This window comes from Streptomyces sp. NPDC006259 (assembly GCF_042870975.1).
Taxonomy (GTDB): Bacteria; Actinomycetota; Actinomycetes; order Streptomycetales; family Streptomycetaceae; genus Streptomyces.
Genome location: NZ_JBIAHY010000009.1, coordinates 314,928 through 329,127, shown reverse-complemented (window position 1 = coordinate 329,127; position 14,200 = coordinate 314,928). Strand labels below are relative to the sequence as shown.

At 70.6% G+C, this 14,200-nt stretch carries 14 protein-coding genes, 1 pseudogene and 1 riboswitch; of the genes and pseudogenes, 7 read left to right on the top strand and 8 right to left on the bottom strand.

Annotated features, from left to right (window positions below):
- Positions 1–10: 10 nt before the first annotated feature.
- Positions 11–646: a GNAT family N-acetyltransferase gene (locus ACFYO5_RS33040; protein ID WP_388715913.1), complete on the bottom strand. Its 636-nt coding sequence runs from the start codon at positions 644–646 to the stop codon at positions 11–13.
- A gap of 101 nt (positions 647–747) precedes the next feature.
- On the opposite strand from ACFYO5_RS33040, the pseudogene ACFYO5_RS33035 reads away from it, so the two are divergent.
- From ACFYO5_RS33035 to ACFYO5_RS33025, 3 genes and pseudogenes are all read left to right on the top strand, one after another.
- A pseudogene (locus tag ACFYO5_RS33035) lies at positions 748–985 on the top strand (MerR family transcriptional regulator); the annotation flags it as partial.
- Positions 986–1,233: 248 nt separating this feature from the next.
- Positions 1,234–1,446, top strand: a complete 213-nt coding sequence (locus ACFYO5_RS33030; protein ID WP_356562175.1) for an EF-hand domain-containing protein — start codon at positions 1,234–1,236, stop codon at positions 1,444–1,446.
- Positions 1,447–1,598: 152 nt separating this feature from the next.
- On the top strand, positions 1,599–2,276 hold the full coding sequence (locus tag ACFYO5_RS33025) for an NADPH-dependent F420 reductase (protein WP_388715968.1): 678 nt from the start codon (positions 1,599–1,601) through the stop codon (positions 2,274–2,276).
- Between the two features lie 5 nt (positions 2,277–2,281).
- Here the strand turns inward: ACFYO5_RS33025 and ACFYO5_RS33020 are convergent, their stop codons facing one another.
- From ACFYO5_RS33020 to gcvT, 7 genes are all read right to left on the bottom strand, one after another.
- Positions 2,282–2,839: a glycoside hydrolase family 25 protein gene (locus tag ACFYO5_RS33020; protein ID WP_388715910.1), complete on the bottom strand. Its 558-nt coding sequence runs from the start codon at positions 2,837–2,839 to the stop codon at positions 2,282–2,284.
- A gap of 674 nt (positions 2,840–3,513) precedes the next feature.
- Positions 3,514–4,413, bottom strand: coding sequence for a nucleotidyl transferase AbiEii/AbiGii toxin family protein (locus ACFYO5_RS33015; protein ID WP_388715907.1), 900 nt, complete (start codon positions 4,411–4,413; stop codon positions 3,514–3,516).
- Positions 4,413–5,027 carry a type IV toxin-antitoxin system AbiEi family antitoxin domain-containing protein gene (locus ACFYO5_RS33010; protein WP_388715904.1) on the bottom strand — a complete coding sequence of 205 codons (615 nt, stop codon included), beginning with the start codon at positions 5,025–5,027 and terminating at the stop codon, positions 4,413–4,415. The genes ACFYO5_RS33015 and ACFYO5_RS33010 overlap by 1 nt, the downstream gene beginning before the upstream one ends.
- Before the next feature lie 253 nt (positions 5,028–5,280).
- Complete coding sequence (locus tag ACFYO5_RS33005) at positions 5,281–6,648, bottom strand: L-serine ammonia-lyase (protein WP_388715901.1); 1,368 nt, start codon at positions 6,646–6,648, stop codon at positions 5,281–5,283.
- Between the two features lie 103 nt (positions 6,649–6,751).
- Positions 6,752–8,014 carry a serine hydroxymethyltransferase gene (gene glyA / locus ACFYO5_RS33000; protein ID WP_356562168.1) on the bottom strand — a complete coding sequence of 421 codons (1,263 nt, stop codon included), beginning with the start codon at positions 8,012–8,014 and terminating at the stop codon, positions 6,752–6,754.
- A 16-nt stretch (positions 8,015–8,030) separates the two neighbouring features.
- Positions 8,031–8,408, bottom strand: coding sequence for a glycine cleavage system protein GcvH (gene gcvH, locus ACFYO5_RS32995; RefSeq protein WP_356562167.1), 378 nt, complete (start codon positions 8,406–8,408; stop codon positions 8,031–8,033).
- Between the two features lie 133 nt (positions 8,409–8,541).
- Positions 8,542–9,660 (bottom strand): glycine cleavage system aminomethyltransferase GcvT, encoded by a 1,119-nt coding sequence (gene gcvT / locus ACFYO5_RS32990; RefSeq protein ID WP_388715898.1) that lies wholly within the window; start codon positions 9,658–9,660, stop codon positions 8,542–8,544.
- A 153-nt stretch (positions 9,661–9,813) separates the two neighbouring features.
- A riboswitch (glycine riboswitch) is annotated at positions 9,814–9,913 on the bottom strand.
- 175 nt (positions 9,914–10,088) lie between these two features.
- Between gcvT and ACFYO5_RS32985 the strand changes: the two genes are divergently transcribed.
- From ACFYO5_RS32985 to ACFYO5_RS32970, 4 genes are all read left to right on the top strand, one after another.
- Positions 10,089–10,757: an AAA family ATPase gene (locus tag ACFYO5_RS32985; protein WP_388715895.1), complete on the top strand. Its 669-nt coding sequence runs from the start codon at positions 10,089–10,091 to the stop codon at positions 10,755–10,757.
- Positions 10,758–10,861: 104 nt separating this feature from the next.
- The gene (locus ACFYO5_RS32980) at positions 10,862–11,656 is read left to right on the top strand and encodes an enhanced serine sensitivity protein SseB (RefSeq protein ID WP_388715892.1); all 795 of its coding nucleotides are present in this window, start codon (positions 10,862–10,864) and stop codon (positions 11,654–11,656) included.
- A 214-nt stretch (positions 11,657–11,870) separates the two neighbouring features.
- Positions 11,871–12,662 carry an enhanced serine sensitivity protein SseB C-terminal domain-containing protein gene (locus ACFYO5_RS32975; RefSeq protein WP_356562159.1) on the top strand — a complete coding sequence of 264 codons (792 nt, stop codon included), beginning with the start codon at positions 11,871–11,873 and terminating at the stop codon, positions 12,660–12,662.
- Between the two features lie 487 nt (positions 12,663–13,149).
- On the top strand, positions 13,150–14,148 hold the full coding sequence (locus ACFYO5_RS32970) for an ABC transporter permease (protein WP_356562158.1): 999 nt from the start codon (positions 13,150–13,152) through the stop codon (positions 14,146–14,148).
- Positions 14,149–14,200 lie beyond the last annotated feature (52 nt).

Below are 14,200 nucleotides of genomic sequence, written 5' to 3'. Positions count from 1 at the left end.
CACCCGTCCCCTAGCGGGCGGTGAGCAGCGCCTCCGCCCCCACCGGCACGTATCCGGCCGCCTGGAACGCCCGCATGCTGCGGGCGTTCCCCGGCGAGATCTGCGCCCACACCGGCTCACCCCCGGCGAGCCGGCGGGCCGCCGTCACCAGCGCCCGCCCCAGCCCCCGGTGCCGTACGTCCTCCTCGACCTCGACGGCGACCTCCAGCCGGCCGCCGATCCCGCGCCCCAGGACCAGCACCCCGCCGTCCGCCGCCCACACCCGCACGTCGTCGCGCCGCCTGCGCGAGCTGACCACCCGCGGATGGTCCGGGTCGTCGATCTCCGTCAGCTCCACGGCCGGCCGGCCCGTGAGCGGGGACCCCACCACCATCGCGTCGACCGTGTCCGTCCGGCGACCCGTGCGGTCCATGAACGCCGTCAGGAAGCGGGCGTTCATCGTCGCGGCCAGCGCGTCGCAGTCCGTCGCGCGCAAGGTCGCGCGCACCCACTCCGGGTCCTCGTCGGTGAACACGACCGAGTGCGCGGTGAAGGACAGCACACCCGCGTCCCGTCGGCAGGCCTGGGGCACGACCGTCGTACGGCCGTCGGCGGGCGGGAACACGCCCCGCGCCGCCGCGTCGAGAATGTCCCGCAACGTCCGCACAGCGCTCCTTGCCGCTCCCGTCGCTTCCGTCGCGCCGGTCGCTCCGGTGGCTCGGGTGGCTCCTTGAGTCTCCACCCGCTGGAGGGCCCAGAATCACACACATGAACGACGACGGCACCGGGCTTTTCACCATCGGAGAGCTGGCCCGGGCCACCGGCCTGTCCGTGCGCACCATCCGTTACTGGTCCGACGAAGGCGTCCTGGCCCCGGTCGCCCGCAGCGCGGGCGGCTACCGGCTCTACGACGCCGAGTCAGCCGCCCGCCTGGAGCTGATCCGCACCCTGCGCGAGCTGGGCCTCGGCCTGGACGCCGTGCGCCGGGTACTGGCGGGCGAGACGATCGTCGGCCTTCTCGGCGACGCCGACCGGGCCGCCGTCCTGGACCGGCTCACCGCGGCCGCCGACGTCCGGGTCGCCCGCTACCGGGAGTTGTCGGCCGTCCTGAACGGTCTGGGACCCGTCCCGGGGTACGAGCGAGAGTTCGCCTGGGTGGTGGCCGCACTCCGTGCTCACCCGGACCGTTAACCTGACCTGCGTCAGCACGACGGCAACGCAGCACCGCAAGGTATGACGAAGAGGGGCGGATCGGTGGCGGACATCGAAGAAGCACGCAAGCAGTTCCAGCGGATCGACACGGACGGTGACGGTTTCATCACCGCGGCCGAGTTCAAGACCGCTCTCGCCCAGGGCGGCGACTGGAACGTCACCGAGACGGTCGCCGAGGCCGTCATCAGGACCCGCGACCTGGACGGTGACAAGGTCCTGTCGTTCGACGAGTTCTGGGTCTACCTGAACAAGTGACGCGGACCGGTCTCGCGCGTGAGGCCGCAGGGGCGCCCCGACTCCGGGGCGCCCCTGCCTCGTTCCCGCACTTTCCTCCGGCCGCCGGGGAATAGCCCGCCCACCGGCGCGGTTGAGCCGATCGACAGGAACATGCGCGTGCATATACTCACCTGGAAGGGTGCGTCATGAAGATCGGCATCATCGGAGCGGGCAACATCGGCGGCAACCTCACCCGCCGGCTCACCGCCCTCGGCCACGAGGTCTCCGTGGCCAACTCCCGCGGCCCGCAGACGCTCACGGAACTGGCCGAGGAGACCGGCGCGACGCCCGTACGGGTGGAGGAGGCGGCCCGCGGGGCCGAGATCGTGGTGGTCACCGTCCCGCTGAAGGCGGTCCCGGACCTTCCCGAGGGCCTGTTCGACGAGGCCGCCGAGGGCGTCGCCGTGATCGACACGGGCAACTACTACCCGCAGCAGCGCGACGGCCGGATCGACGCCATCGAGGACGAGGGTGTCACGGAGAGCCGCTGGACGGAGCGCCACATCGGCCACCCGGTGATCAAGGCGTTCAACGGCACCTACGCCCAGGACATCCTGGACCGCCCGCTGCCCGCCGGCGACCCCGACCGCGTGGCCCTGCCCGTCGCGGGCGACGACGGGGCCGCCAAGGCGAAGGTCCGGGCCCTGATCGACGAGCTGGGCTTCGACACCGTCGACGCGGGCGGCATCGACGACTCCTGGCGCCAGCAGCCCGACACCCCGGTGTACGGCCTGCGCGGCGGGGTCGACGAGGTCACCAAGGCCCTGGCCCAGGCGTCACCGGAGCGCCCGGAGGGCTTTCGGGGCTGAGGCGCTCAGTCCACCGTCGCCCACGCCCGCAGCGCCGCCCGGCTCGCGAACCTCGCCACGTTCTTGTCGAGGGGCTCGTCCGTGTACTGGTGGAAGCGCCACTTCGCCTTGACGCGCGGCTTGCCGGCGGTGACGTAGTCGGCGATCCAGAGCCCGTCGCCGGCGTACGAGGTGTCGTCGATGTTCAGCCAGTACGTCCTGTTGCAGTACAGGACGACCCGGTTGCGCGGCCGCAGCTCCTTCAGCCTGCGGATGAAGCGGTCCTTCTCCGCGTTGCTCGCGTGGGTGCCCTCGCCCGTCGTCTCCCAGTCGACGGCGAGGATGTCCCCGGGGCGGTCCGGGGCCGTGGCGAGGAAGTGCTCCGCCTGGGCGGTCAGGTTGCCGGGCCACAGGAAGTGGTAGAAGCCGACGACCAGACCGGCGTCGCGCGCCCGCTCGGTCTGGGCGGCGAGTCGGGGATTGACGTAGGTGCGCCCCTCCGTCGCCTTGACGAAGACGAAGGAGAGGCCTTCCGTGGAGTAGCTGGAGGACTGGTAGGCGCTGACGTCGACACCGCGGAGCATGGGGCGACTCCCGGAAGTGCAGGAGGGTGGACGGGAGTTGTGTTATGCCCCGACACGCCGAGGGCGGAACCTCCGCTTCCGTCCCGCGGCGCGGCGCCCGGCGTTCAAACGTTGACCGGGCCGGTGACCGCTGTCCCGATGTGATGGGCGGCGACGGATCCGGCCCCTATTGCCTGGAAAGTGGATTCCGTCACCGCTGGACCCGCCGAATCCCGTGGCGAACGGTGACCGTCGACCTTTCTTTCCCCGACGGCCTACTGCGTGCCCTTATCTCAGTCCCCTCTGCAGGCCGACTGGGTGTCTCGCTCCCCAGCACGGCGCGCACGTGTTTCCCACGTTGGGTCAGTATCGGCTGAGGCGCCGAGAGTTGCATGGAATCGGGGCTTCGTTGCTGACACGATCGTTGATGTTGAGGTCGGACACGCGCCCCCCAGGAGCCGGTGGTCTTGAGACTCCTCAGTCTCAGTTGTGGTCTCAGGTGGTGGGAAATCTGGGATGGTCCAACTTGGTCCATGGTCGTTCGGCACCAGCACTGACCAGGTGTTTCGTTCTTGTGGTGGATGCCTATGGAAGTCGGTAGATCAAGGTCGGACAATTCGTCATGCGTAGGTTCCGGTCGTCATGCGTAGGTTCCGGGGCTGCCCCGAAGGCCTGGTCGGCAGGCCAGGCCTGGTTCATGACCACGTGAGGGTCGCAGCACTCCAAGTGAGGTTGACAGCCTCGCCGTTGAGGAGGGTGTCTGCGAAGGCGGTGACCTGCCGGACGACGTCCGTGAAGCGTCCGGGGTAGCTCGTTGCGGCGGTGCCTTGCCGGCGGCGCCAGGCGGTGTAGGAGGTCTGGCGGCGCTCGCCGAGATCGGTGATGGTGGTGCTGAGGGGTTTCAGAGTGATGCCGCGGTGTGTGGCGGTGGCGGTCAGCGCTGTGGTGAGTTCTTGGCCGTCCAGGTCGTTGAGGGTGAGCAGGCGGTAGAGGTCTCCGTAGTCGCGGTCGCGGGTGTTGAGGTCGCCGAGTGAGATGGCGGTGGAGAGTTTTTCGGCGATGACGGTGGCGAGTGGGTAGCCAAAGATCTGGAAGCTGTCCGGCGTGAGTTGCTGCGGATAGTCGATGATCCGGGGGCCGGGGGTGACGGGGTCGCCGAAGCTGATATCCAGTTGGAGCTTGAGTCGTGCTCGGGCGATGGAGGCGGCCATCGACAGGCGTAGACCGTGGTACTCGTCCTCCTCACGAATGGGGACGGTCTTGAGTGTCGTGGGATCGAATACGACGCCGTCGTCGCTCTCGGTGGCGGCGATGGCCGCGATTCTGTGGATGATCTCTGTTTCTGTGCCTGGGAAAGATCGACCGAGGATGTCGATGTCCCGGGTCATTCGACGTGCGCCGAACTGGGCGAGCAGCAGGCCACCTTTGAGGACGAAGTGCTCCCGGCCCAGGGGCGATGAGGCCAGGCGGTAGAGGAACCGTTCGAGGACGTACTCGACCATGACCTCGTCCGTGGACCGGCTGTTGCGGCGCGCCAGGTTGCGCAGGTCGTTGTAGACGCGGCCGGCGGTGGTGTCGCGGGTAGGGTTGGCCATCAGGCGAGCACCGCCTCTACGGCGGGGCGGACGACAGAGAGGGCGTCCAACTCGCGTGCGATGTACTGGAGTTCGCCAACCCCGCCGCGTCCGCTCCGGCGCAGGTAGCGGCCGAGCGCGGACAGGGCGAGGGTCTCGCCGAGGCGGCTGCGGTGGCGCATCGCGTCGACGACGCTGCGGGCCGCGTTGTACATGGGGACGGTCTCTCCCGGAGCTGCTTCGAACCGTTCGATACCGAGGTCGAAGGTCCTAGCGGCGTACTGCGCCACCACGGTCGGCGGGTAGGAAATCGTCGGGCGGCGTGAACCGCGCGGCACGGCGATGTGTACTGCTGCGGGGATGTCGTCGATCAGTTCATGCAGGGCCAGGGCGGATTCACCGCACACGACGGCGCGAGGGGCCCGTGCGCACACGGCCAGCAAATCCGCGTGCGCCGTTTCCGGGGCGTCTGCCCGCCGGTACACCCCACGGGACAGTTCGTCTATCTCCCCCTCCGTGACCAAGTGCGTCAGATCGCGAGGGGAGAGCAGGGCCTGTCGCGCCTGCGCCGTCGTAAATGTGGGGGAGAGGCCGGCCAGCCGCTGCTCCAAGCGCGGGTTTTCCGCAGCGTTCATGTATCGAATGATACCCCTTGAGCGGGGGTGGGGGATCGATTTGATACATCAGCTGGTGGGTGAGCGGCGCATTCGGCGTTGATCACGTGCCGCGAACCTGCAGGTCAAAAGCCCCTTCCAGGGGGATATCCCAGGGACTTTTCAGGGACTTTCACGTCTGTCCCGGGGGGGTTCCAGGGACCTTCCGCCGCGTAAGCAGGGAAGGCCCTGACAGCGCTGAAAGATGCGAACGCGCTGGTCAGGGCCCATCCGCCTAGCACTCGATGATGTTCACCGCGAGCCCGCCCCGCGCCGTCTCCTTGTACTTGACCGACATGTCGGCGCCGGTCTCCTTCATGGTCTTGATGACCTTGTCCAGCGACACCTTGTGGGTGCCGTCGCCGCGCATCGCCATCCGGGCCGCCGTGACCGCCTTCACCGCGGCCATGCCGTTGCGTTCGATGCAGGGGATCTGGACCAGGCCGCCGACGGGGTCGCAGGTGAGGCCGAGGTTGTGTTCCATGCCGATCTCCGCGGCGTTCTCCACCTGTTCGGGAGAGCCGCCGAGGACCTCCGCGAGCGCGCCCGCCGCCATCGAGCAGGCGGAGCCGACCTCGCCCTGGCAGCCGACCTCGGCGCCGGAGATGGAGGCGTTCTCCTTGAAGAGCATGCCGATCGCGCCGGCGGCGAGGAGGAAGCGGACGACGCCCTCCTCGTCGGCGCCGGGGACGAAGTTGACGTAGTAGTGCAGGACGGCGGGGATGATGCCGGCCGCGCCGTTGGTGGGGGCGGTGACCACCCGGCCGCCGGCCGCGTTCTCCTCGTTCACCGCCATCGCGTAGAGGGTGATCCACTCCATGGAGTGGGCCAACGGGTCGCCCTCCGCCCGAAGCTGACGAGCCGTCATGGCGGCGCGCCGGCGGACCCGCAGGCCGCCCGGCAGGATGCCCTCCCGGGACATGCCGCGGGCCACACAGGCCTGCATCACCCGCCAGATCTCCAGCAGCCCCTCGTGGATCTCCTCCTCGGTGCGCCAGGCCCGCTCGTTCTCCAGCATCAGCGAGGAGATCGACAGGCCCGTCTCCCGCGTCAGGCGCAGCAGCTCGTCGCCCGTGCGGAAGGGATACTTCAGGACGGTGTCGTCCAGCTTGATCCGGTCCGCGCCGACGGCGTCCTCGTCGACGACGAACCCGCCGCCCACCGAGTAGTACGTCTTCGACAGCAGCTCCGCGCCGTCGGCGTCGTACGCCCAGAGCGTCATGCCGTTCGCGTGGTAGTCGAGGGTCCTGCGGCGGTGCAGGACGAGGTCGTCGTCGAAGGAGAACGCGATCTCGTGCTCGCCGAGCAGCCGGATGCGGCCGGAGTCCTTGATCCGCTCCACCTCCGCGTCCGCCGCCTCCACGTCCACCGTGCGCGGCGAGTCGCCTTGGAGGCCGAGCAGGACGGCCTTCGGCGTGCCGTGGCCGTGGCCGGTCGCGCCGAGGGAGCCGTACAGCTCCGCGCGCACCGACGCGACGGAGTCCAGCAGGTCCTCGTTGCGCAGCCGCCGCGCGAAGATGCGGGCCGCCCGCATCGGGCCGACCGTGTGGGAGCTGGACGGGCCGATGCCTATCGAGAACAGGTCGAAGACGGAGATGGCCACGGGAACTCCTCGATACGGGGTGGTGCAGAAGGCTTCCGGTGGGGTGTCCCGCCCACAGACCAGTGTGCGGGACACCCCCCGGAAACTTTTCGGAGAGCGGGAACTACTTGTTCAGACCGGGGTACAACGGGTGCTTCTCGGCCAGGGCGACGACCCGGGCCTTGAGGGCCTCCACGTCGGAGGACGGCTTCAGCGCCTCCGCGATCACGTCGGCGACCTCGGCGAAGTCCTCGGCCGTGAAGCCGCGGGTGGCGAGGGCGGGCGTGCCGATCCGCAGGCCCGAGGTGACCATGGGGGGCCGCGGGTCGTTCGGGACCGCGTTGCGGTTGACCGTGATGCCGACCTCGTGGAGACGGTCCTCGGCCTGCTGACCGTCCAGGGCGGACTCGCGCAGGTCGACCAGGATCAGGTGCACGTCGGTGCCGCCGGACAGGACGTTGATCCCGGCCTCGCGGGCGTCCGGCGCGGTCAGCCGCTCGGCGAGGATCCGCGCCCCGTCGACCGTACGGCGCTGGCGCTCCTTGAAGTCGTCGGAGGCCGCGATCTTGAAGGACACCGCCTTCGCCGCGATCACGTGCTCCAGGGGACCGCCCTGGAAGCCCGGGAACACGGACGAGTTCAGCTTCTTCGCGAAGGCCTTCTTCGCCAGGATGATGCCGCCGCGCGGGCCGCCCAGCGTCTTGTGGGTCGTGGAGGTCACCACGTCCGCGTGCTCGACCGGGTTCGGGTGCAGACCCGCCGCGACCAGACCGGCGAAGTGCGCCATGTCCACCCACAGGTAGGCCTCGACCTCGTCGGCGATCCGGCGGAACTCGGCGAAGTCCAGCTGCCGCGGGTACGCCGACCAGCCCGCGATGATCACCTTCGGGCGGTGCTCCTTGGCGAGCCGTTCGACCTCGGCCATGTCGACCAGGCCGGCCTCGTCCACGTGGTAGGCGACCACGTCGAACTGCTTGCCGGAGAAGTTCAGCCGCATCCCGTGGGTCAGGTGACCGCCGTGCGCCAGGTCCAGGCCCAGGATGGTGTCGCCGGGCTGGGCCAGCGCGAACAGGGCGGCCTGGTTGGCGGAGGCGCCCGAGTGCGGCTGGACGTTGGCGTACTCGGCGCCGAACAGCTCCTTCACCCGGTCGATCGCGATCTGCTCGGCGACGTCGACGTGCTCACAGCCGCCGTAGTACCGGCGGCCGGGATAGCCCTCGGCGTACTTGTTCGTCAGGACCGAGCCCTGCGCCTCCATGACGGCGAGCGGAGCGAAGTTCTCCGAGGCGATCATCTCGAGCGTGGACTGCTGGCGGCGCAGCTCGCCGTCGACCGCCGCGGCGATCTCCGGGTCGAGCTGGTGCAGGGGCGTGTTCAGGACAGACATGCGTCTTTTCGACCTCTCAGCCGGCGATGAAGGCGGTGTACTCGTCGGCGGAGAGCAGCTCGGCGGGCTCGTCCGTGACGCGTACCTTGAACAGCCAGCCGCCCTCGAAGGGGGCGGAGTTCACCAGCGCCGGGTCGTCCACGACGTCCTGGTTGACCTCGACGATCTCTCCGGTGACCGGCGCGTACAGCTCGCTGACCGACTTGGTCGACTCCAGCTCGCCGCAGGTCTCGCCCGCGGTCACCGTGGCACCGACCTCGGGGAGCTGGACGAAGACCACGTCGCCGAGCGCGTTGGCCGCGTGCTCGGTGATGCCGACCGTCGAGACGCCGTCCTCGGCGCCCGACAGCCACTCGTGCTCCTTGCTGTAGCGCAGCTGCTGGGGGTTGCTCATGGCCTGAATTCTCCTGTACGCCGGGGAGTGCTGATGGATGGGGGACAGCTGGAAACACGCGTGAACAGCGAAAATGTGCGCAGGGTCACGCGTGAGGGGGTCTGGGCCCGGCTTTCGGGCCGTGCGTCAGTCTCTACTTCTCGCGCTTGTAGAACGGCAGCGCCACGACCTCGTACGCCTCGTGGCTGCCCCGGATGTCCACGCCGACACCCGCCGTGCCCGGCGCCGCGTGGGCGGCGTCGACGTACGCCATCGCGATCGGCTTGCCCAGCGTGGGGGAGGGGGCGCCGGAGGTGACCTCGCCGATCACCTCGCCGCCCGCGACCACGGCGTACCCGGCGCGCGGGACACGGCGGCCCTCGGCGACCAGGCCGACGAGGACGCGCGGCGGGTTCGTCGCGGCGCGCTCGGCGGCCGCGGCGAGCGCCTCGCGGCCCACGAAGTCGCCGTCCTTGTCGAACTTCACGACCCGGCCGAGGCCGGCGTCGAAGGGGGTCAGCGCGGTCGACAGCTCATGCCCGTACAGCGGCATGCCCGCCTCCAGGCGGAGCGTGTCCCGGCAGGACAGGCCGCAGGGGATCAGCCCGACGCCCTCGCCGGCCTTCGTCAGGGCCTGCCACAGCTCGACGGCGTGCTCCGGCTTCACGAACAGCTCGAAGCCGTCCTCGCCGGTGTAGCCGGTGCGCGCGACGAGCGCGGGGACACCGGCGACGGTACCGGGCAGGCCGGCGTAGTACCTGAGGCCGTCGAGGTCGGCGTCGGTGAGGGACTTCAGGACGCCGGCGGCCTCGGGGCCCTGGACGGCGAGGAGCGCGTAGGCGTCGCGGTCGTCGCGCACCCGCGCGTCGAAGCCCCCGGCGCGCGCGGTCAGCGCGTCCAGGACGACCTGGGCGTTGGAGGCGTTGGCGACGACCATGAACTCGGTGTCGGCGAGCCGGTAGACGATGAGGTCGTCGAGGATGCCGCCGTCGGCGTCGCAGATCATGGTGTAGCGGGCCCGGCCCACGCCCACGGCCGCGATGTTGCCGACCAGGGCGAAGTTCAGCAGAGCGCCCGCCTGCGGGCCGGTGACGGTGATCTCGCCCATGTGGGACAGGTCGAAGAGGCCGGCCCGGGTGCGTACGGCGTGGTGCTCGTCGCGCTCGGAGCCGTAGCGCAGGGGCATGTCCCAGCCGGCGAAGTCGGTCATGGTGGCACCGAGCGAGCGATGCAGGGCATCGAGGGCGGTGTGGCGGAGCGGGGTACTGCTCATCGGGCGTTCGTCTCCCAGGGCATGACGGCGAGGTCGTTCCTCCCCATCTGTCATCGGAACCTGAGAGGTTCGCCATGACCGCCGCGAACGGCTCCGGTCATGGGTTGCACCTTGGGTGGAGCCACCACACGGTGACCCGCTTTTCAGATGTGCCTCGCCCGCGCGGTAACGGGGCCTGAGAGATTCAAGGGAGGGACTTGCTCCTTCGGCGCCCCAGCGATGCTGTCGGTGGGGACTCTCCCGCGCGGATTCAAACGGCCGGTATGCAGTTGGGCGGCCATCATCGCACGCCCCGCCCGATCACGGCATACCGGATCTGTAACCGGCCTGTGGCGGTAAGCGCACGAAAACGCCGGACAGCGCGCATTACCTTCTCTTTACGCTCGACGGGGAGAAGACTTGTCTCACCCCAGGGGAGGACGAACACGGTGAACAGGACCACGGCACTCGCCGCCGGCTCGGCACTCGCACTGCCCGCCCAGCCGCAGGCCACGGCCCGGGAGGCGTGCGACGCACCGCCCGCCCCGGTCGTCCGCGACCTGCGCGACCGCGCCGGCCACAGCCCGCACGGCCTGCTGTTCGGGCCCCGCGACCTGGTCGTCGTCACGGGACTGCCCGGCAGCGGCAAGTCGACGCTGATGAAGCGCACGGTCACGGGCGTCCGCGTCGACTCCCAGGACACCCGCGACTGCTGGGACGCCCGCATGCCGCGCGCCCTGCCGTACGCCCTGTACCGCCCGTTGGTCCGCCTCTCGCACTACGCCGGTCTGCGCCGCGCGCTGCGCACCGGTGAGGGCGTCGTGGTGCACGACTGCGGAACGCAGGCCTGGGTGCGCGCGTGGCTGGCCCGTGAGGCCCGCCGCCGCGACGGCACCCTGCACCTGGTGCTGCTCGACGTCACGGTGGACACCGCCCTGGAGGGCCAGCGCGAGCGCGGCCGGGGCGTCTCCCGGTACGCGTTCCGGCGCCACCGCCGGGCCGCCTCCCGCCTGCTGCGCGCGGCGTACGAGGGCCGTCTGCCCGAGGGCTGCGGCTCGACGGTCCTCCTGGACCGCGCCGCCGCCGACACCCTGCGCCGCATCGCCTTCACCGGCTGACCGCCCGACCGCCCGTCTTCCCTTCGGCGGACGGCCCGGGGCCCGTCGGCGTACCCGATAGCCTTTTGCGACACACCCAGTGGTTCCCAGCAGGCGGTAGGCAGATGGACTTCCCCCCGGCGGACTTCCCCGCGGACTTCCCGGCACAGGCGCACCCCCATTCGCACGGCGGATGGCCCGGCAACGAGCTGGAGGAGGTGCTCTCCGCCGCCCTCGGCGTTCCAGGGGCCGGCGGACGCGTGGTGGAGGTGCTCGGCCGCAGCTTCGTCTGGGTGCCGCTGCCCGGCGGGGGCGGCCCGCACAGCGGGCCCCTCGACCTGCCCACCCTGGAGCTGGAGGGTCAGGCGTACGTGCCGGTCTTCAGCTCCGAGGAACAGTTCCGGCAGGTCGTCGGCGCGCACATGTCGTACACCGTCGCCCCGGCCGTCGAGTTCGCCCGCGGCCTGCCCCCGCAGGTGGGCATCCTCGTGAACCCGGACGGCACGGTCGGCATCCCGCTGCCCCCGATGGCCGTGGCCGAGCTGTGCCGGACCGGCCGCACCCCGCTGGACGGCCCCGCGAGCGGAGGCCGCGTCCGTCTCCACGAGCCCGACTGGCAGGACGACCCGGTGGACTTCCTGGCCGCCGCCTCCGCCGAGTTCGAGGCGATCGGCGTCGTCCTCACCGCCCGCCGCTGCCTCGCCGTGATCGAGACGGCCGACCCCGTGATGTTCGTCGGCGTCGAACTCTCCCAGGTGGAGGGCGATCTGCGGGCGCTTCCCCTGGAGGCCCTCGGCAGGGCGCTCGGCCGGGTCCAGGCGCCCTGGCCGGTCAACCTCGTCCTCCTCGACATGACGGAGGACCCGGTGGCCCGATGGCTGAAGGAACACGTCCGGCCCTTCTACTCCAGGATCCACTGAACGCGCCCGCCGCGGGCTCGGTCCGGCCGCTGCGCGAGGCCCCGGCGGGTGAGTCCCCGACCCGGTCCCGCCGCCGGCGCGCGGGCACGGCGGACCGCCCCGATCCGGTCCCGCCGAGGACGGACAACCCGGTCCCTCGGGGGCACCCGTTGTCGGCGAAGACACCTAAGCTGGTCTCCCGGAAGCGGGGCAACTTATCGAAGGGGCGGTACAGGTGAGCGCCAGCGGCATCGCGGCCGGGCAGGTCGAGCACATGCTGCGCCAGGTGACCCCCGGGCGCTACGACGCCTACGAGGCACTCCTGCGCGCCCTCGCCACCCCGGGCACCGGCCAGGTGTGGATGCTGCTGTGGCAGGGTCAGGCCGGCTCCCCCGACGCCCAGTACGGCACGATGGACGTCGAGGGACACGGCTACGCCCCCTGTGTCACCTCCGCCCAGGAGCTGTCCGCGAGCGGCTGGAACCGGTCGTACGAGGTGGTCGACGGGCTGGACGTGGCCCGCACCCTCTACCCCGACCACTACGGCCTCTGGCTGAACCCGCACGCCCCCGGCGGTGGCGTCGGCATCCCCTGGCTCGACCTGCGCCGGATCGCCACCGGCCTGGACCGCCAGCCGGCCGGCCCGCTGCGGCTGTCCGAACCGGCCATCGAGATCCCGCAGTTCTACGCCCTGCTCACGCAGAACGCGCACCGCGCCCCCGCCGTGCGCTCCCTGCGCCGCGCCTGGGTCCAGCCGGCCCTCGGCGCGCCCTACCTCGCGCTCGGGCTCGACGTGTACGACACCTCTCCGCAGGCCGTGGACGCGGTGCGGGCGATGATGCGGCAGTCCGTCGGCGCGGTGCCGGACGGACTGCCGGTGTCCACGGTCGCCATGAGTGACGACCACGACCCGGTGGTGCTGTGGATGCGCGCCCACGCCCGCCCCTTCTACGACCGTGAGGCGCACGCCCCGGCCGCGCAGTCCCCCGCGGGCGGCTACGGCTTCCCGCCGGCCGGCCGCTACTGACCGCCGGTTCCCGCCCGCCCCCACCGTCGCCGCCGGGCGCCCGTGGGACCCGACCGCGCGCGAGGCGCACACCGCCCCTTCGCGGCCCACTGGGGCGCTGACCTGCCCGGCCTCCGGACCGGGCCGCCGCCCGGCTCGTCCTCCCCGACCGCGGCCGTGTCGCGCCGGCCTGCGTGCCGAGCCTCCCGAGGGTCGAAGTGGATCACCGCAGGGCGGCAAGTCGCGTTCGCATAACGGATTCCCCTACGTGGCATCACGGTTATGCATACTTTCGGGGGTAGACCTGGCGCGTGATCACGAACGCGTTGAAGACTCGCCTCTCAGACGCGAGGTCGTGTCGATCCTGTGAGCGACTACCCATCCGGGGATCGGCTGGACAGTTTGGCCGTACCATCTGCGGCCGCCGCGAAGCAGGCAAGTGGATCATTGCGCCCACAGCGGCGGAACAAAGAGCCGGTCACCACCGGCGAGAAGGGGCAGGGCGCTTGTGACGGCACCGATCGAGACCACCGGATCGCAGGCCGAGGCGCAGCCCGAGGCTGTGCTGAAGGGCGTCGAGTCCAAGCAGATCGAGGGTCGTTCGCTGGGGCAGATCGCCTGGTCCCGGTTCAAGAAGGACAAGGTGGCCGTGGCCGGCGGGGTCGTCGTGATCCTGCTGATCCTGCTCGCGGTCCTCTCGCGCCCCCTCCAGGCGCTCCTCGGCCTGGACCCCAACGACCTCCACCAGGACCTGATCGACCCCAACACCTCGCTGCCGACGGGCGACTTCGGCGGCATGAGCTGGGACCACCCGCTCGGTGTGGAGCCGAAGTTCGGCCGGGACATCGCCACCCGCATCCTGGAAGGCTCCTGGGTCTCGCTGGTCGTCGCCTTCGGCGCCACGATCCTCTCCAACACCATCGGCGCGGTCCTCGGCGTGGTGGCCGGCTACTACGGCGGACGGGTGGACGCCGTCATCAGCCGGCTGATGGACACCTTCCTGGCGTTCCCGCTCCTGCTGTTCGCGATCGCCATCTCCGCCACCCTCCAGGGCGGCGCCTTCGGCCTCGAAGGCCTGCCCCTGCACATCAGCGTGCTGATCTTCGTCATCGGCTTCTTCAACTGGCCGTATCTGGGCCGTATCGTCCGGGGCCAGACCCTGGCCCTGCGCGAGCGGGAGTTCGTCGACGCATCCCGGGGGATGGGCGCCAAGGGGCCCTACATCCTCTTCCGGGAGCTGCTGCCGAACCTCGTGGGCCCGATCATCGTCTACTCGACGCTGCTCATCCCGACCAACATTCTCTTCGAGGCGTCGCTGAGCTTCCTCGGCGTAGGCATCCAGCCCCCGCAGGCGTCCTGGGGCGGCATGCTCAACCAGGCGGTCGACTACTACCAGGTCGACCCGCAGTACATGATCGTGCCTGGTCTCGCCATCTTCGTGACCGTCCTGGCGTTCAACCTGCTCGGTGACGGTCTCCGCGACGCTCTCGACCCGCGCAGCCGCTGACCCGCGGCCGTGGTGAGAGTCCATCAGATTTCCGACAACAAAGGGGAAGCAG

Coding starts and splice junctions, on each gene's coding strand:
- ACFYO5_RS33020 (WP_388715910.1), bottom strand. CDS start 2,839: ATGCTCCGCGGTGTCGACGTCAGCGCCTACCAGTCCTCCAGCTACTCC.
- ACFYO5_RS33015 (WP_388715907.1), bottom strand. CDS start 4,413: ATGGCCAACCCTACCCGCGACACCACCGCCGGCCGCGTCTACAACGAC.
- ACFYO5_RS33010 (WP_388715904.1), bottom strand. CDS start 5,027: ATGAACGCTGCGGAAAACCCGCGCTTGGAGCAGCGGCTGGCCGGCCTC.
- glyA (WP_356562168.1), bottom strand. CDS start 8,014: ATGTCTGTCCTGAACACGCCCCTGCACCAGCTCGACCCGGAGATCGCC.
- gcvH (WP_356562167.1), bottom strand. CDS start 8,408: ATGAGCAACCCCCAGCAGCTGCGCTACAGCAAGGAGCACGAGTGGCTG.
- gcvT (WP_388715898.1), bottom strand. CDS start 9,660: ATGAGCAGTACCCCGCTCCGCCACACCGCCCTCGATGCCCTGCATCGC.
- ACFYO5_RS32980 (WP_388715892.1), top strand. CDS start 10,862: ATGGACTTCCCCCCGGCGGACTTCCCCGCGGACTTCCCGGCACAGGCG.